Annotated in this window: 12 protein-coding genes; 4 read left to right on the forward strand and 8 right to left on the reverse strand. The window is 47.6% G+C overall.

Translation table 11 applies throughout. The annotated features are described in order from the left end of the window. The 4 genes from VM802_RS26040 to VM802_RS26055 all read right to left on the reverse strand — a co-directional run. Positions 1–1,407, reverse strand: a 1,407-nt coding sequence (locus tag VM802_RS26040; protein WP_325536232.1) for an AMP-binding protein, incomplete at its 3' end; no start/stop codon positions are given. 203 nt (positions 1,408–1,610) lie between these two features. Continuing rightward, on the reverse strand, positions 1,611–3,242 hold the full coding sequence (locus VM802_RS26045; protein ID WP_325536234.1) for an MBL fold metallo-hydrolase: 1,632 nt from the start codon (positions 3,240–3,242) through the stop codon (positions 1,611–1,613). After that, positions 3,239–3,961 (reverse strand): thioesterase II family protein, encoded by a 723-nt coding sequence (locus VM802_RS26050; protein WP_325536236.1) that lies wholly within the window; start codon positions 3,959–3,961, stop codon positions 3,239–3,241. Before VM802_RS26050 ends, VM802_RS26045 begins: the two co-directional genes overlap by 4 nt. Before the next feature lie 325 nt (positions 3,962–4,286). After that, entirely contained in the window at positions 4,287–4,805 is a 519-nt protein-coding gene (locus tag VM802_RS26055) for a UpxY family transcription antiterminator (protein ID WP_325536238.1), read from the reverse strand. Between the two features lie 771 nt (positions 4,806–5,576). On the opposite strand from VM802_RS26055, the gene VM802_RS26060 reads away from it, so the two are divergent. Continuing rightward, complete coding sequence (locus tag VM802_RS26060) at positions 5,577–7,343, forward strand: ABC transporter ATP-binding protein (protein ID WP_325536240.1); 1,767 nt, start codon at positions 5,577–5,579, stop codon at positions 7,341–7,343. A 200-nt stretch (positions 7,344–7,543) separates the two neighbouring features. Here VM802_RS26060 and VM802_RS26065 read toward each other — a convergent pair whose 3' ends face one another. Further along, a complete protein-coding gene (locus tag VM802_RS26065) occupies positions 7,544–8,830 on the reverse strand; it encodes a hypothetical protein (RefSeq protein WP_325536241.1) in 1,287 nt (428 codons plus the stop codon). Between the two features lie 107 nt (positions 8,831–8,937). Between VM802_RS26065 and VM802_RS26070 the strand changes: the two genes are divergently transcribed. From VM802_RS26070 to VM802_RS26080, 3 genes are all read left to right on the forward strand, one after another. Continuing rightward, complete coding sequence (locus VM802_RS26070; RefSeq protein ID WP_325536242.1) at positions 8,938–10,323, forward strand: SMI1/KNR4 family protein; 1,386 nt, start codon at positions 8,938–8,940, stop codon at positions 10,321–10,323. Between the two features lie 64 nt (positions 10,324–10,387). Further along, positions 10,388–11,674: an erythromycin esterase family protein gene (locus VM802_RS26075; protein WP_325536244.1), complete on the forward strand. Its 1,287-nt coding sequence runs from the start codon at positions 10,388–10,390 to the stop codon at positions 11,672–11,674. 939 nt (positions 11,675–12,613) lie between these two features. Continuing rightward, entirely contained in the window at positions 12,614–14,329 is a 1,716-nt protein-coding gene (locus VM802_RS26080; RefSeq protein WP_325536246.1) for a peptide MFS transporter, read from the forward strand. Between the two features lie 56 nt (positions 14,330–14,385). Here VM802_RS26080 and VM802_RS26085 read toward each other — a convergent pair whose 3' ends face one another. The 3 genes from VM802_RS26085 to VM802_RS26095 all read right to left on the reverse strand — a co-directional run. Continuing rightward, a complete protein-coding gene (locus tag VM802_RS26085; protein WP_325536248.1) occupies positions 14,386–15,702 on the reverse strand; it encodes a hypothetical protein in 1,317 nt (438 codons plus the stop codon). A gap of 22 nt (positions 15,703–15,724) precedes the next feature. Beyond that, positions 15,725–17,110, reverse strand: a complete 1,386-nt coding sequence (locus tag VM802_RS26090) for an aminopeptidase P family protein (protein WP_325536250.1) — start codon at positions 17,108–17,110, stop codon at positions 15,725–15,727. A 156-nt stretch (positions 17,111–17,266) separates the two neighbouring features. After that, positions 17,267–19,356 (reverse strand): outer membrane beta-barrel protein (locus VM802_RS26095; RefSeq protein ID WP_325536252.1); only part of this gene is annotated, 2,090 nt, incomplete at its 5' end.

Here is a 19,356-nt window from a genome sequence, read left to right on the forward strand (position 1 = left end):
CTCCAGCTTTTCCACCGCCTGTTCAATATCATGCGGATATACATTCAGACCATTAACGATGATAATATCCTTCACCCTTCCTACTACGTAGAGATAGCCATTCAGCAGGAAACCAACATCGCCGGTATTCAGCCATCCGTCCGGCTTTATCACGGCACTGGAAGCTGCTTCATTATTATAGTAGCGGGTAGTGACGCTGGGGCCGCTGATCCAGATGATACCAGCATGACCGTCTTCCAGCGTATAACCCTTCTCGTTAGTTATCTTCAGGTACATGTCATCTATCACATGTCCGACATTCACCACTTCCAGCACACCGGCAGATTCCTGCCCTGTGTTCACTGTTTTGATGGCATGGCCTATCGTCAGTGATTCCCTTTGTATAAAGAGGCTCTTAAGCGAAGGAATATCGCGTGTGAAGGATACTTTCAGGGTGGCTTCCGCAAGGCCATAACCCGGCCTCATGGCTGATTCCCGCAGATTATATACGGAGAGTTTATCCATGAAGCGGCGGCACAGCAAGGCCGCAATCGGCTCAGCACCGTTATAGATAATACGCAGATCAGAGAGATCCAGTCCTTTCACCTTTTCTTCCGAAAACTGGTCCAGGCAATACTTATAGCCGAAATTGGGAGAGCCCGTAATAGTTGCGCGGTGTTCACCAGCCTTCTGCAGCCACAGCATCGGGTGACGGATAAAAAGATCTGTTGGCATCAATGCCTGTGGAATGCCTGCGGCCAGCGGATACAGGTGGAAGCAGATCAGGCCCATATCATGTGTGAGCGGCATCCAGCTCAGCATGCGGTCTTCATTGGTACATTCATTGGCAGCCAACGCACTGTATATATTTGCAATCAGATTGCTGTGCATCAGCACCACCCCTTTCGGGTTACCGGTGGAACCGGAAGAGAATTGCAGGAAAGCGATCTTCTCCGGTGTCGCCGGATGAATAGTCCCCTGGCCTTCCGCCACTTCTCCATCTTCAATAAACAATATCTTTTCAAACTTTCCCACTACGTCCTGCTGCTTGCCCAGCTTCTCATAATATGCGCGGGAGACCATCAGGAACGGATGTTTCAGCACAGCGCTGATATTGAACAGCTTCTGTGCATTCTCTCCCTGATGTGTCACTGCTACCGGAACGGGAATCATCCCACCCAATATACAGGCCCAGAAAACCTGCAGGAAAACCCTGTTGTCTTCTATCTGTAATATCAGCTCATCACCAGGCTGCATACCGTTATCCTGCAGGTGGCCCAGCCACCTCAACGCGGTTTCATACAACCGGCCATAAGAAAGAAATTCTTCCTTATTACCAGAACTGATAAATGTGATACCTTTTTCCTGTTCATTTTTCAACCTGATCAACAGCTCGTTAAGGGTGATGGGGCGCTGCGCTGTTTTCATATTACGAGATTCTCTTTTTTGCATTTAATGAAGGAAATATGAGGGCAAAACAATTCCACTCCCATAGCCGGGAAGGCTACAGGTCATATGAACCTGGTTACCGGATCTGCACACGATGTGCAATGAGGTGATGCCGGAACAGATTAAACTGCTCCGGCATTACCCGCAATACCTTATAACCAGGGTATGATGATGATTAATAATTACGAGAGTGCCGGTTCTGCTGCCGGTACGTGCTTTCTGCTATATAACAACTCTTTTTCACCATAGAGTCTTTCAGCAATAACGCCTCTCTCCTGGCATAGTTTCACCAGTTTGTTGGACTGGATGATAGGATTGGATTCGTCTGTGTATTTGATGCTGCTGATGAATTCGAGCCAGGGCTCCATGCCCATTGCATATACGTATGCTTCCTTAGGATTGAATATATCAATCAGGGCCATGCCTTTTGCGCAGTCAGAACCGGCCAGCCTGCGGCTGCCATCCTGGTCCCTGGTGAGCTTCTTGGTAATCAGCGGACCATACAGCCAGGTGAGCGGCGCGCCGTCGCATTCCATGCCGAGGAACATTACATCCACGTCGCCGATCTGTTTGTGTATATGTTTGTACAATCTGGATTCCACAATTCTGGAATCTGCCAGGAACAAGAGCTTAAAGCCACTGATCTGTACGAGGTAACAAGATTTGGTGAGGATATTGAGATCGCTGTGCTCACCGGTGAACGGTAGTGCAGTGATAGTACTGTCAATAAATTCGATCGTTTGCATTTCATCCATCCCGATTACATTCTTAAAGCCGATGTTGTCGAACATCTGCTTCAGATCAGGGTCCTCGATCTTGCCACTGTTGGTACGCGGTACAATGAGATGTTTGATCTTATGGCGCAGCGGCAGCAGTGTCTCAAACAGGATATGATCCTGGTGATTGTGCGTGATCAGTACGTAGTCGATCACATCGGGCAGGTCTGCGTCTGAGAAGTGCTCCAGGTCTGAATCATAGCCGTAGTAGCTAACCAGCGGATCTACGAGGATGCTGACATCTTTTGTTTCCACCAGGATACAGGCATGGCCGAAGTAACGCATACGGATCTTGTCGCCGGTGTACTTTTTATAAGATGGCGGCGGCGTTTCCGTGAAAAAGGTTTCAAACAGCGCCTCTTCTTCCGGTTTGATGCCCAGGATCTGTTTGATCTCAGACAGCGGACGGCCAGTTCTCTTCATCCGGGAGAGATCATCGATACCCGGATGCTCGAAAGGAATATTGAGATGCAGCACATCCGGCTCATTGAGACGGGGTGTACTCAAACAGAAAGGACGGTGGTCATTGTCGGTGGTCCACAGGGCTATACTCTGCGCATCTCTGTTATAAAATTCACTGTTATATACCAATGTTTCAAAGAAGCGGAAATCAGCGTTATTATTACGATCATAGTACAGCTCTACGTAGCCTTTCAGTACATCCGGCACTTTATCGTAAAGTGTCTCCAAACCAAAACCTTTGGCTTCTGCCACCAGGATTTTGTCCAGCTCTTTCACCGCCTTTGCAAACTCAATTGTTTTTGCCTGGCGTTTCAGTATTTCATCTTTCAATGCGTTTACTTCATCTACTCTGCCACCACCGAAATCCATGAAGGGGCCACCTTTCATTTTAGGATTCAGTACAGCTTCAGCGTGAATAGCAGGGTCGTCAAGATAAGAATCCATGATGGTCAGGTGCCGTCCGATAGTGTTCATTGCAGCGGTAACTGGAGAAACAAGGTGGCTCCATGCGTACCATCTGTCATACAGCGGTTCCAGCACTACGTTGGGCTTCAGATAAACTTGTGTGTCACTCATGATTGAAAGGATTTGGAATGAATTACTAACTTCTTTGCGATGATTTGAACAATTTCGAATGGGTATTTATAAATAAAAAAGTGATGCCCCGGCATCCGTCTGAAATCCACCTTCACGCTGGTTTCCCGTTGCCAGAGCTGAATGTCTTCAGCTGTCATGTCTTCTCTCGTTCCGGTTATAACGGTCATCGGTATATTGAGTTTTTCACCTGGTGTATAGATATAGTTCTCTGTTACCCTGAAATCATTCCGCAGGATGGGTTCGATATAGTCCAGTAATTCGTCATTACTCAGAATTTCTTCCGGGCTGCCGTTCAGGTCTTTCACTTCCTGGATAAAATCCGGTTTGTTAAGCAGGTGTCTCTTCTTTTCTCCACGCGACGGCGCCGAAGGACCACTGGTACCTGTGACAAAGAGATGCAACGGTGTGCGGTGTTGACAGGCAATCAGTTTTCTGGCGAGCAGGCAGGCCATCAGGCCCCCCATACTGTGCCCGTAGATAGCGTAACGGACATTGTCCACAGATCCTTTTATCTGTGCATACAGATCTTCTACCAGCGCATTGATATCTCCCACCAGCGGATCTTTTGTTCTGGCGCCTCTTCCGGGATATTCGAGCGGAATAACATTGATGAACGGTGGCATGCTTTCCTCATATACACGATATGAATACCGGCTTCCGCCGGCGAAAGGTAGGCAATACAGAATGAGTTTATCCATCAGTAGAAATTTTATAAAAAAAGAATAACAGGAACACTTCTCCCGTTTAACCCTGAAAACGGGTTTGAATATTTGTCTGCAACAGTCGCATATAACGCTTACGTATAAACGCATTTACGTGCGGCTGTGGTATGCATAACAGGCAATACTTCCCCCCTCAAGCGGGAAAGGCCCTGCGTGCATATGCTGAACGTCAATAAAATTTTCTGCTAATTTACCGGTAACGAGGTGGAACACACCGGCAACTCCGGGTTATACCAAAATGGGCTTACACAGAGTGGTTTTCAAAATGGATAATAGAAGACATAATGGTGGAGACATTATATCAGGCTGTAATGGCAGTCACGTATTCACATGGAACAGTGACCAGTATGTTTGTTTTCAACAGATTTACACGTACGAGGATTTTCTGCTCCCCTTGTACTTCAACAACTTCACCGGCAAGACCATTGAGAGCGCCATCTTTTATCAGCACCTGCCTGCCGGGCCTGAAGTAACGATCTGATATTTCAATATCGCCTCTGTCTATTTCGCTCATGATCAGGCGAATACTATTGATAATATCCTCGCTCACTTTGGCCACTTCCTTCCCGGACCTGACATAATAGAGTACGCCATCCAGCGTCAGCACACTGTAATACTCCTCCATCGTTTGCAGATAAATGAAAACATATGAGGGAAATAAAGGAGTATCAATGAATTTTTTCCTGTCTTTCCATATCCTTAACTCGCGTGTTGTAGGTAAAAAATAACCGATGTCGGTCTCCGATAACTGATGTGCTACTTTCTTTTCATGTCGTGGCCTGGTATAAACAACATACCATCCTGTGATGGGAACACTCATTTTAGGAAATTTCAAAAGATATACTCAAATAATTACTGTGACAATTAAAAATCAGCTGGCATACTACTCCTGTGCAATTAAATAAGTTATCCTAACGACTTATAACCACGCCATTCATTGCTGAAAACGCATAGCTGTCGCTACTGTGGATACAAATCCAACACATCAACCTGATTTAAAACATTATTTATTGGTTAAAAACACAAATGGCACGTAACTACGTAGATGGTGCAAGCACAATTATTATGATCCGTGTTGATTTTTCATAAAAAAATGCTGAGATGATTCATTACTAGGGTCATACTCGGATTGCTGAGGTTACGTAAATCAAGAGTTTGTGTTTATTTTTTTACTTCCTATTGTTGTCAATACTTTGCTTCCTTTGACCTTGGATAATCGAATTTAGGAAACAAATTCAATTCAACAAAAAATTACTTGTCCAGCTAACGAAATCCGCCTTTACGAAAAACGTTTTTGCAATAATGTCGAAAATATTTAAAATACAATCCCACAGAGCATTCCATCATATACCACTGAAATAATAAAGCACTACAAGCTCCCGCTGTTATTAACGGTAAGATAATATTACATACATGCTGTAATTTCAATTTTAAAATCCGATATATTTGCTGCGGTAAAAAACACCCGCGTCACTTATCCGGCAGGTTATACGTTGCACCACTAATATAATATCAATCCGAAACTTCCACCTGCAGCAGATTTGCCGGAGCGCATCAGTCCATATTGTTTAATCATTCCCAGTAATCTTACATGAAAATCCTTTCCTCTCATCACACTATGGCCAACAATAAAAACAATACTTCTATGCGGAAAATGCTGCGCATTGCATCCTATCTGAAACCGCACTGGCTGCTATTCACTGCCGGGATGATCTCCCTGCTGATTTCCAGCCTCGCCGGCCTCGCCTTCCCCAAACTCCTGGGAGACCTTGTCAGCGGTGGTAAATCCGGCATCGGCATTCACACTACCGGCACGCTCCTGATTGGAATACTGATCATACAGGCGGCATTCTCTTTCCTGCGCACAATACTGTTTGTAAACGCTGCCGAAAAAGCACTGGCTACACTGCGGCAGACGATATACAATCACCTGATCAGGTTACCGATGCATTTCTTCCTCACACGCCGCGTAGGAGAACTTAGCAGCCGTATATCCGCAGACGTTGCCCTGCTCCAGGAAACATTCACCTCCACCTCCGCTGAATTCATACGCCAGGTGATCACCGTTGGCGGCGGACTCATTCTCCTGATGACTATCTCTTCCAAGCTCACCGGCTTCATGCTCGCCATACTACCCATCATGGTCATCATTGCAGGTGTATTCGGCCGCTTCATCCGCCGCTTCGCCAGAGAAGTACAGGACCAGATCGCCTCATCCAACACCGTAGTGGAAGAAACACTACAAGGGATCTTCAGTGTAAAAGCATTCGCCAACGAATACTTTGAAATAAGCCGCTACCGCGAAAGTACCAACAGGGCCGCACGATACGGTATAATTGCCGGCAGGTACAAAGGCGCACTCTCCTCTTTTGTAATACTAGGCATATTCGGTGCACTCGTAGCAGTAATCTGGCGCGGAGCCGCCATTGGCCTGGACAACGGACAACTGTTCTCCTTCGTATTATACTCTATTAACATCGGCGGCTCCATCGGCGGGCTCGCAGAAATATATACCTCCCTGCAAAAAAGTGTAGGCGCCACCGAGAACCTGTTTCAACTGCTCGACGAACCCGCAGAAGATATTACACCACCGGAAACCATTGCCCCCGAACATCAGCTAAACGGCAATATCAGCTTCAGTCAGATCTCCTTCCACTATCCTTCACGCGAAGAAAGTACTGTGCTGAAAGACATGAGTTTCCAGGTAAGCACCAACCAGAAAATAGCGATCGTAGGTCCCAGCGGCGCAGGCAAAAGCACCGTGGTATCTCTCCTCATGCGCATGTATAATCCTTCCGGCGGGCATATCCTGTTCGACAGCAAAGACAGCAACCATATCCCCCTGACAGCGCTGCGCTCACAAATGGCCGTTGTACCGCAGGACGTATTTCTCTTCGGCGGCACCATCGGAGAAAATATCGCCTATGGCCGACAGGGCGCTACTGAAGCAGAGATCATCGAGGCCGCCCAAAAAGCCAATGCCTGGGAATTCATACAACGCTTCCCACTAGGGCTCCAGACTATCGTTGGCGACAGAGGCGTACAACTCAGCGGCGGCCAACGGCAGCGTATAGCCATCGCGAGAGCCGTACTGAAAGAACCCCGCATACTCATACTCGACGAAGCTACCTCTGCACTCGATGCCGAATCAGAAAAACTGGTGCAGGAGGCGCTCGACCGCCTGATGGAAGGCCGCACCTCTATCGTCATCGCACACCGCCTGGCCACCATACGGCAAGCCGATAAAATTATCGTGTTAGACAGAGGCGCCATCGTCGAAGAAGGCACCCACACAGAATTAGTAAACGTAAACGGCGGATTGTACAAGAATCTCAGTGAAATGCAGTTCACACAATAATTACGACCCTCCTCATATAAAATGCTGCACTTCAGAACTGTGCAGCATTTTTTAAACCCTTTACCCCGCTGGCGCTCGGCATACCGTGTTTTTCCTGTAACAAAGAAAACCGGTCCCAACCCGCAGCTACAGCATTAAAAACAGAAAAGACCGTAGCATACATCCTGCTACGGTCTTTTCGTATATCCGTATAAGTCTGATCACTTCTTCCTGATACGGTAATTACCTGTATCGTCCTTCTGCAACTCATATCCTTCGTTCAATACCAGCTCCCATCCTTTGCCGGTGGCCTTCCCGGCCGCAACATTATCCGGCAGCCCGATCGTAACCTTATCCCAACCATTACTCATCAGCGCCGCACGCGAAACAGTAAGTATACCCCACGCATCTGATACACGCATACTTGGATATACTGTACCATAACCCTCCAGCGGCATAATATTACCCGGATTAAAAGAGATGCTCATTTTCACCAGTCGCAGTTCTGTATGTGGCTGACGAATAAACTCTTCTACATAGGCAGCCTGCAATTGTTTTATCTTTTCTTCCCTAACGCCTTCTTCCTGCTCTGCTTCACCGATGCGATACTGGCTCCCGGCAGCTGTCACAGCAGTTTTCAGGTCGGCCGGCAGCCGTATGCCAAATGCCTTGATAAAATAGTCCGTGAGCTGCGTGTTACTTTTTACCTGCCGGTTCCATTGCGGTTGCTGCTGACTCAACAGGTAACCATACACCGGAGTAGTCTGGTAAATAAATGACCTGACAAAAGACGGGATTCCCACAAACCAGTTGATGTTATGATCAAAATGCCGGATCATCTCCTCCTTACTTCTTCCACTCATGATCATACCGGTATACTCTGCCATCCCTTCATGCAACTCCAGCGCATTCTCTGTGGTATCGGCGCCGGGATAACACTGATAGCGGTATTTCCGGAAAGAAAATGCATCGGTAATATATTTTTTCCTTTCAGCAACACTGCCGGCATGCACAGCTTTCAGCAACGCTGCCAGTTCCATACGCAACCATATCCTGCCCACCTTTTTATCGAGGTGGTTATTGACAGGGTCCGCCTGGCTAAATCCCAGCTCCGGTTGCGCCTTATGGAACAGCTCATGCATAATGAGGTTCACGCGGTCCCCTTTGTCTTCCGGTAGCGGAAGCATCACCATCGCCCATGCTGTTCCCTGCCACCGCAATGCAGTATTGGCAATATTGATCTTTGCCGGCAGCTGGCCGGTGTATATACCCCCCTCCTTCTTCAGGGTCCCCGCACTATCCGGATAATTGGTATAGATGCACCTGGTCTCCGGATTCACCAGCATCAGAGGGCCATAAAGATCACGCCCCCACACCGCCGTGTGCTTCGCGCCGGCCGTTGCGGCCTCCTTAAAATATAACACTGTCTTGCAGGCAATAGTGTCGGTCTGCTGCGCCTGAGCAGCAGCACAGGCAAAGGTCAGGGGAATTAGATACGACGGTTTCATAGTGGAACAGGATTTACGTAAAAATAGAAATAATCAGGCAAAAGAAGTAACCATCCATTTTCGTATAGCCATTCAGGTGGCATTCACATATCTTAATTTCCGTACTTTTGACAGAATTACACACGGGTATGCAGGAATTTAAAGAACAGATACAACGGATAAAGGATAAACTAACAAAAGCGGGAAAGGCCGACAGAAAAAGAAAAGTTTTCGGGGCTAACAGTCATCAGTATAAAATCAATCAACCGGTAAGCCTACACGAAGTAACAGATTTTGAAACCCGTTGCAATGTCACATTACCAGACTGTTTCAAAGCCTTCCTGCTGGAAATAGGTAATGGAGGACCCTCTCATGAAAACTCTGCTGCCGGACCATTCTATGGCATCTATCCTTTGGGGGAAAATACAGGTGAACTGTTGGAGAATGGAGAACAATACTTCGCGTCTCCGGCAAAGCTCCATCCCGGTATCAGCAAAACGGAGTGGGAAGAGCTAACGAAGCAACTGAACAGCGATGATATAACTGACGAAGACTATGAAAAGGAACGTGGACGGCTATACGGCGGTATTCTGCCAATAGGTTCCCAGGGATGTACCTATCTGCATGGCCTCATGCTGAATGGTCCCCATACCGGAAAAGTAGTGAACCTTGACCTCGATATGCAGCAGCCGCAGTTCACCTATGAAGCGAACTTCCTCGACTGGTACGAACGCTGGCTCGATGAAATTCTCTCCGGCGATCTCCTCGCCGATGGCCCGTCCTGGTTTGGCTACAACATAGGCGGCAGCGTGACTGTTCTGCTGGAAAAGTATCATGCTACAGCGCAGATGGCAGACAAACAAACCTGCATATACGGCATCCTGAATAAACGGCTCGTTGAGCGGGAAGAAATCCTCCGGTTCGAGCAGGCATACCTTGCGGCCCCGGAAGCACTCAAAAAACCCTGGCTGCAAACGCTTTCGAAATTCAACTATGCCATTGCCCAACCTCACCTCTCAGCCTACTGCGATGTTGATCTCCTGACAGTCCTCCAGTGTGTTCACTGGTATGCTAAAGATAAAAGCCGGGATTGGCAGGATGTTATCTCCTCCCGCATGCACACGATCGACAACGATGAAACATTTACGTTCGGCATGTACCTGCTGGAAAAAGCAAAAGCCAGCTACGGCGACCTTATTACGCCGATGGCCGCCCACAGCAATGAACGAATCCGCGCCACCACCATGTACTCACTCGGCAAGCTGAAAAACAAATCAGTCTATACAAATGTCTTCATCCGCGGACTGCAGGACACCTGCAACAGGGTAATCCTGTATGCATTACAGGCATTGTCAGGCATCAGGAACAAACGGTTACTGCCCGTATACAAACAATTGCAGGAACGTTTCCCGGTAGAAGAAGATTATATCCTGTCGAACCTCAAACAACGGCTTTCCGAATATAAGATGACGATGGAAGATCTCAGACAGATGACATTTTCAGAAGAGAAGTAAAATAAACAACAACAGGATAGTACCTTGTATTAATTTTACCGACATCACTGCAAACCTATTAGCTATGAAATTAACGTTTACCTGTACACGAATTTTCCTGCTATTGCTGTTTATCGGCAGTCAGGCAGTTGCGCAGCGGGCTGTCCCCACCCTGGCAGAACAGGCCGCTGAAATACACTCCATTGATCCGGCAGATACCAGCTACACAGACCTGCAGGAACTGGAAAAGGCAGTAGGCAATGCGCGTATCGTGATGCTCGGCGAACAAACCCACGGAGAAGGATCTACCTGCCTCGCCAAGATCAGGCTGATAAAATTCCTGCATGAAAAGATGGGATTTGAAGTCCTCGCCTTCGAATCCGGCTTGTATGACTGCGCACGCATCTGGGAAAATACCCGCAACGGCGGCGACCTTAAAAAAGAAGTGATAGGCAGCCTCTTTTATATGTGGGCCACCAGTAAACAGATGTATCCGCTATTTGACTACATACAGGCACGCACAAACCGGCCAGACTCCCTCGTGATAGCCGGCTTTGAAAGCCAGCACAGCGGACTCAAAGCACAACAGGAACTTTTCAAAGACTTTGAAACATTCCTGAATACACGGCAAGTTCTCTATGACGACAGCACCTGGGCTTCCTTTAAGCGCATCTCCGTCGCAATGTTCGCTTCCCCCGCCTACCGCCCCTCCGCAGCTGAACAACAACGCTTCTTCTGGCAGATCGATGTGTTAAAGCTCTCACTCACCCCCCTCGATACCACAGCAGGCGGACATTTCACACAGTCGCCCGGCTTCTGGTACAGAATCACCTGCAGCATCGAATCGCAGGCAAAGCGCTACTGGCAGCTGGTAAGCGGCAACGAAGTATCCGTGCGTGATTATCATATGGCACAAAACCTGATCTGGCTGGCCACCAAAGCATATCCAAAAAAGAAAATCATTGTATGGGCGCATAATGTACACATCACCAAAAATACCAATACTCTGCAACCTCTCACAACGGGTACGCCGCTTTACTTCTTCAGCACTTATGTGCCAATGGGTAGCATTATCCATGAGCATTTCGGGAAGAAAGCATACGCCATCGGCTTCAGCGGTGCTAAAGGAAGTTATATGGACTATACCAACGACAAGATCATTCCGGTAACTACGATCACCCCAGAAAGCATCGAAGGACAACTTTCTTCTTCCGGGCATCCATACCTCTTCCTGGATTACCGCCGTATTAAAGGGGAACGACGTCAGACACAGATCTCCTGCCTGGCAGATTTCATGCCGCTCAAAGCAACCTGGGAAAATATCTTCGACGGATTATTCTTCATCGACAAAGTATTTCCGGTAGACAGGTAATCATAAAAAAAAACTGTATTACAAGAATGTAATACAGTTTTACGCTGAATTCTGCTGAAATATAACTGATCTGCCAGTATATTGCTGATGATAACGGTGTGACCCGACAAGGATTAATGATACAGATAACCTGCGTATACTATCATTCAGTACACAAAAACGGTAACGCCAATTACTTCTTTATCTTTTAATCCTGCTCATGATTACTATTCCTGGGGAAAGACCACAGATTTGGGGTATCTGTCAGCACAAACTAACCTGACAAGGACAGCATCAGACATTAACGGACCTGTGATCACAACCTGGAATTTTAAGATGGGAGAATATCATTTATAATTACTTTGAGGTTATAAACATATACATTCCTGTACTTTTTCTTTCAGTGTAACACAGCAATAACAACAGCTAATTTCCATTTGTTCATTTTAGCATAAAATTTTTCAAAGTAAGGAAACCTAACAACAAAAAAGGAGGCACATAGCCTCCTTCGTTCAATGACAAAGATCACCAAAGCCATAAGGAATTACCTCAGCATGTGCTGGTACCGGTGCAGACGGCGCCGTTCCATGTACAGCTGCACAAAACGCATAAAATCTGGGAAACTATACTGCTGCAGGAAAGACGATGCATACCATGCAGTCCTCCATTGATCCTCTTTAGCTCAATTCTGCTGAGTACTTTACCAGTTGTGATTACCTTTTTCATAACTAAAACATTAAGGTGGGTAATAAACAAGCTACCGTCATGCTTCTCATCTATTCCTCAACTATCCGGACGCTCGATGTGAAATTACATCGTAAAAATGGGTGATCTCACTGCTGCCAGAATACTAAACCCTGACACATGCTGGTTAAAATGAGCACATACATGGTTAATTACTGCAAACAACATTCTGCCAAACAAAGGCATATTTGATAAACCACTGTTAAATTCATTACTATGCCAGCTTCCCGCCAGATATCTCACCCCAAAGGGCTTTACATCCTGTTTGCAACAGAAATGTGGGAACGGTTCAACTATTACGGCATGCGGGCCGTACTGATCCTGTTTATGACCAAAGCCCTGCTGTTCAACAAAGCATTTGCTGCCAACCTGTATGGCAGTTACACAGGCCTTATATACCTTACGCCATTGCTGGGCGGTTACATTGCAGACCGCTATTGGGGCAACAGCAGATCTATCATCGTCGGTGGTATCCTCATGGCGCTCGGTGAGCTGATCCTGTTCTTCAGCGGATCACTCTATCACACTTACCCGCAAGCTACCCTCCTGCTGTTCTTCAGCGGTCTAGGCTGCATGATCACCGGTAACGGCTTCTTTAAACCAAATATCTCTTCACTCGTCGGACAGCTATATCCGGAAGGCGACAAACGAAAAGACACCGCATATACAATCTTTTACATGGGCATTAATACCGGCGGCGCACTAGGGCCTATTATCTGCGGCCTCGCCGGCGATACCGGTGATCCTGCCGACTTCCGGTGGGCCTTCCTCGCAGGCGGCGTCAGCATGGTGATCAGTGTTATTGTGCAGGCTGTGTTTCACCAACGCTATGTAACGGATCCTGCCGGCCGTGAATTAGGACTCCCACCTGAAAACAAAACTACCAGTACATTTCAGCCGTTTCAAACAACGGTCAAACTACTATTGCTTACACTCGTTATGATCGGATTGCTGTACCTGGATGCGGAAGTAGTAAACTACCTCTCCTACCTGCTGCTGGCCGCAGTCATACTGATTGCCGTGATCATTTTCAAAGATACTTCACTCACCAGTGAGGAGAAACAGCGCGTGACGGTCATCTTCATTGTTTCTTTCTTCGTGATATTCTTCTGGGCTGCTTTTGAACAGGCTGGCGCCTCGCTGACATTCTTCGCAGATGAACAGACCAACCGGAAGCTGAACTGGGCAATCCCCGTATGGAGTATACACCTGGTCTCCGGCATGTTATTATATGTTTTATACCGGCTCTTCAGAAAAACGAAACAACAGCTATCATCCACAGACGACCGCCGGCTGCGCAATACCTTATACGGCCTGATAAGCGGCGTAGGCATACTGCTGGCTGGCACCAATCTGTACCTGTTGCAACAGCAGCAACCAAATCTATCGCTGGATGAAATCCCCCCCAGCCTGTTTCTTTCCTTAGGTTCTATCTACGTCGTATTGTTCGCGCCATTCTTTGCATGGCTGTGGCCACGGCTTGGCCGCTATGAACCGCCAGCCCCCGCGAAAATGGCAATAGGACTGCTGTTCCTGTCACTGGGATATTTGTGGATCGCCTTCGGCGTAAGAGCAGCGGGTCCGGGTATAAAAGTCAGTGTCATCTGGATCACCGGAATGTATGCCCTGCATTCTTTCGGAGAACTCTGCCTCTCTCCTATAGGTCTTTCGCTGGTAAATAAATTATCACCTGTTAAATTCTCTTCCCTGTTGATGGCAGTGTGGTTCCTTGCTGCAGCCGCCGCCAATAAACTGGCCGGCGTATTAAGCAGCCTGTATCCCGAGCCCGGCAGAACAATAGTACTGGGAGGCTACGCTATCCAGTCGGCCTATGATTTCTTCCTGCTCTTTGTGGTAATCGTAGGTGTGGCAGTGCTGCTGCTGTTCATGCTCTCCCGGTGGCTGACCGGCATGATGGTAGTACGTAAATGAAGAACCCTTGCAGACAAACTATCTGCAAGGGTTTTATCTTATTTTAAGACATATAGTTATTTGTTAGCCGCTGCCCTAATCAGATCATCTGGTGTGATCTGGTTGCTCAACAGGTAACCAAAAGCGTCCCACCTTTTTTCCGGCTGACCCGCCGCGGTTTTGGCATTGATATAGTTTCTGATCAGATCCTGCCCGTAATTGTAATTGATCACATAACTGCGGTTCTTCCGGATGAATTGCAATCCTTTCGTAACAGACTCGTGGTTGAGCAGCGTATAATCCAGCAGCCACTGCACCGCAGCGGAATCAGACATACTGCCGTTCACCATGCCTCTTGCCACTTCATTACGTGCGTAATTAAGACGGCCCTTTATCTCAAGCGCCTCGAAATAAGTAGTGATACCCGTTGTATCAAGACCCGCCAGCGGCAACAACACTTCTTTCACATAAGTTGTTTTCTCCTCTCCCGGGAAAGCTATTTCAATGCCGTAGTTGGCGCTCCCCTCCGCAATCAGCGACTGTGGGCTAAAGAGCGGATATAATGAGATCTCCACCCGGCCTTTGTCGTGATACAGATGTTTTTCAAGCAGCATATTATACACGTGATGACCAGGATAACCTTCATGGCAGCCCAGGTCTATTGCCTTCTCTATGAAAATCTGCAGATCGGCACTGATCTGTATGAGACTCTGGTAATTTCCCTTATACCAGTTGTATCCCATCCAGGGCTTGCCACTCACGTACTCCATTGTAAAGCTCTCGCTGCCAGGCAGATCATAATGCTGCAAAGTACGCTTGCGGGCTTCTGCAATAGCCGTTCTGAAAACAGTATCCAGCTTATCCTTCGGGATAATGAAGTGATGGGCCAACTCCTGAAAACGCGCCGCTACCGGACCTTTCCCAGGCAGCAGGCTATCCAGCTCTCCTAACAGCGAACGGTAGTGCGCTTCCGGATACACCGGCGCCACCGCGCCAAACAACTCTTTTGACTCTTCGTCAAACGGTTTATACTCACCGGAAAATATCCTGATGCGGCGGCCGAAGGCGGTGAGCTGCTGCGTAATCCAGTTTGCGCGCGTACGAACAGTATCATTGTTCGCACCCGTGCCTACGCCCTGCAATGCTTTTTTCAGTGCATCCACTTCTGCCAGGAAGCTGTCTTTCGGGAAAGATGCCTGTTTCGATGTTGGCTTCAGCGAATCAGGCCCGTAATAGGCATCCACAAAATCAGGATCATACTGACCGATATTCAATCCGAGACGCACATATCTCTCTGCAAGCCGGTCCAGCTGTTCCTGTCCGGAATCCTTTGTCTGACCATTATGACAGGCGAACAATAATAAAAGCGGCAGCATCCGCAACGTATTTTTCATGTATAACAGGACGTTTCGTTTATTAAGCGATCAGGTTTTCGATTTCCGTGGCGGTTCTGGCAAACGGACGCCCCAACATCCGACTGCCATCAGCAGTTACCAGAAAGTTATCTTCCAGACGCACGCCCCCGAAATTATTATAGGCGCCCAGTTTATCATAACAGATGAAATCCCGGTGACGGCCTTCTCCCTGCCAGGCGGCTGTAAGCAAAGGATTGAAGTAGATGCCCGGTTCAATGGTAAACACGAAACCTTCTTCCAGTTCACGCCCGAGACGCAGTGATTTCAATCCGAAGACAGTGCTCTTCGTCAGATCATCTGTGTATCCTACATACTCTTCTCCCAACCCTTCCATATCATGAATATCCAGCCCCAGCATATGCCCGAGGCCACAGGGAAAGAAAAGCGCGTGAGCGCCCGCAGCTACGGCTTCTTTCGCATTGCCTTTCATCAGGCCCAGTGCAATCAGTCCTTCCGCGATCTGTTCGCAGGCCAGCAGATGCACGTCTTTAAAACGTATACCGGGCCTTACTGCATCCGCGGCGGCCTGGTAAGCCAGGTACACAATGTCGTAAATTTCTCTTTGTGCAGTACTGAATTTTTTATTAACGGGATGTGTGCGGGTAAGATCACCCACATAGCGCATAGCGTTTTCCGCGCCACAATCACAGAGCACAAGTTGTCCGTCCTGGAAGGCAGTTTTATGTGGATGGTTATGGAGGAATTGCCCGTTGGCAGTAAGGATAACAGGAAACGAAATATTACCGCCCGCTGCGATAGCCACCGCTTGTAAACGGCCGGCAATCTCTGTTTCAGTGACACCCGCCGCCGCCAGCTCCATCGCTTTGAGCTGCATATCAATAGTGGTGTTCACTGCCACCTCTATCTGCTCAATCTCTTCCACAGATTTGATAGCGCGCTGACTGATCACGGCCTTTATAAACTTAACGGATACACGCTGCTCCACTACTCTTGCCGGAATACCCAGCCAGGCACTAAGTTTAAGCGTATGCTCCGGCCTGTACGGCGGCAGATAATGCACGGCGCGCTGCTGCTCCACGGCATGCGCCAGGAAATCCTGCAACTGCGACAACGGTCTTACGTCCGAAATCCCTGCCCGGGATGCATGTGAAGCCAGTGAATCTATGGGACCAGTCCACATGATCTCTTCGATAGTCGCCTCGTCACCAAACAATATCTCCCTGTTGTTATCAACATCCAGCACAAAGGTCAGCCCCGGCCTGTCGATCCCTGCAAAATACAGGAAGCTGCTGTCCTGCCGGAACGGATAAATGTTATCCCGGTAATTCATGCCGCTGTCATCATTGCCCGGCAGTAAAACAATACCGCTGCCCATATCCGATTGCAGCCGGTTTCTTCTTCTGGTATAAGTCTCCTTTGAAAACACGCGTATATGATTTATTAGTTAGCAGTTATTATCAGCGCTAAAAATAAACAACAAACACCGACAACAGCTCACCAGGTTAAAATGAGCAGATAGGTGGTTAATAATTGCAAAATGAAAAAACCGCATCACGCAACGATAACTACAACCGGCCCTCCGTCATCTGAACCGGCTCAGCTTATAGGTTACAAACAGCAGCAGATATCTGCCAGGTACGTTATACTGGTAATCTGTTACATAGTTATCACGCACCACCCGGTTATAATTCCAGGTAGAGCGGTTCAGCAAATCATTCACCGACACCTTCACCAGCAGGCGCTTCGTCAGGCTCCTTTCTACATAGGCATTCATCAACCATATAGTATTACCGGAGTGTGGCAACAGGTACCCCGATGGAATGATTAACGAAAGGTCAGTACCGGCTTTCCATCCTGTAAAGTAAAAACTGGTGCGCTGCGTAAAAGAGAGGTCAGTAACCGGCTCTATACGCTGTTTAAACAGGAAGTGCTGCGTATTCAGGCCGGCGCCAACTGTAAATTCAGCCCGGTCTCTGTTGTAGGCAAACTCCAGTCCCTGGTTTATGCGGAAAGTATTGATAACGTGAGTACCGTTGTTATAAAAGGCATATCTCGACGTGCTGATATTACCACCCCATGTTATTTCAAATGTTTTGTTGAAGAAAGGCCGGGAGATATTATAATATATGCTGATATCCCTGTTATATGCAGTATTAACGAGCGATACCAGTGTTTTCCCATCGCTGCTTAATTCCACCGCGGGAATAATTTTGTTGAGTACATGCACATAAGAGGCATGTAATAACAATACCCCTCCGTCAATGAAGCTGAAGCGGTAATAGGAAACATGGAGAGAGTTGGTGAATTCAGGCTTCAGCCGTATGTTTCCTCTGAAAACAATCAGTGGATTAGAAGTATCCGTTACAGGCAGCAACTGTGATGGATCTGCAGGACGCACCATCCCATTGTAAAGTACCTGCAGGGCAGCGGTACCTGAGATCTTGTAATCCGCCTGCAGTAATGGCAGGAAATTAACCGTAGTTTGATGATAAGGCGGCAGCATATCACCCGTTCTTTCGAAACGATTAGTTTGCACGGCTGCGCCAGCCGTGTAAGTTGTTTTACCTGCCAGTAGTTTTAACATCGCGCCACCTGTATTCGTACTGATAACAGATATAATGTTACCACTATAAGCTTTGTTTGTCTGATACTTGCCGGTTGTGTTATCAAAGAATGCTGTATTCCTGCCTGTATTACTCCGGGAATACCTGTAGCTGTAGTATACCTGGTACATCAGCTTTTTCGACAACGGGGCAGTAAACAGCAGTTTATTATCATAGGCACTGTAACTCCCCTCGTCTGTAATCCGCTGCAAACTGGTATCCCGGAAGGCAGGCGTAAAAAAGATGTTCTGATTATGAGCCTCACCATTATTATTTCTGCTTTCAAACACCGATTCAAAAAAGAGGCTTCTTCCGGTTTTACCAAACTTCTTTTTGACTACAAGATTAAGCGATAATTGGTCCTTACGGGTACTGATTTCATTATCAGAGGCGGTAGCATTGATTTTGGTATTGGCAGCCAGGTTTAGCGCCTGCGGTGATGCGTTCATATTTTCCTGCGACCATTGCAGGGAGGGAATCAACCGTACGGAGAAAGATGAATCCGGTTTATATGCCACATTCATAAATGCACGGTGTGCACCGGTATTAGTGGAGCTGGTAAGCGTTTCACGCTGGTCAATAATCTGCGGCGGGTCGAACAATTCCTTTCCGGCCGCCGTATAATTAAACTGGCGACGGCTATAAAAATACAGGTAGCTGCCATAAAAACTGAATCGCTTGCTACGGTCAATGCTATATCTGACGCCAACCGATGTGTTGTCGGCCGTACCATTGCCATAATCCGGAACGGCATTCAAAAAGCCAAAATCCTGGTTGTTTACTAATGATGATGCGCCGCCTGCTCCCCCCAAGCCCTCTACGATATTCTTGTTGGTGCCCACCAGCCTCGAAAGGTTGCCAAAATATGGGCTGTTAAGGCTTCTGGACAGGCCGCTGTTATTGACGTTATTACTGTTTACAAAAGCAGACGCCTGCTGTGCATCGTCGAAATAACTGAACGCATTGGCCAGGTCGTAACGCTGGTCTGTACCGATGCCGTTCTGCAGTTTAACAAAATATCCGTGGCTCGCATCCTTCTTTAATTGTATGTTGATGATCTTCTGGGCCT

This window comes from Chitinophaga sp. (assembly GCF_035538455.1).
Classification (GTDB): Bacteria; Bacteroidota; Bacteroidia; order Chitinophagales; family Chitinophagaceae; genus Chitinophaga.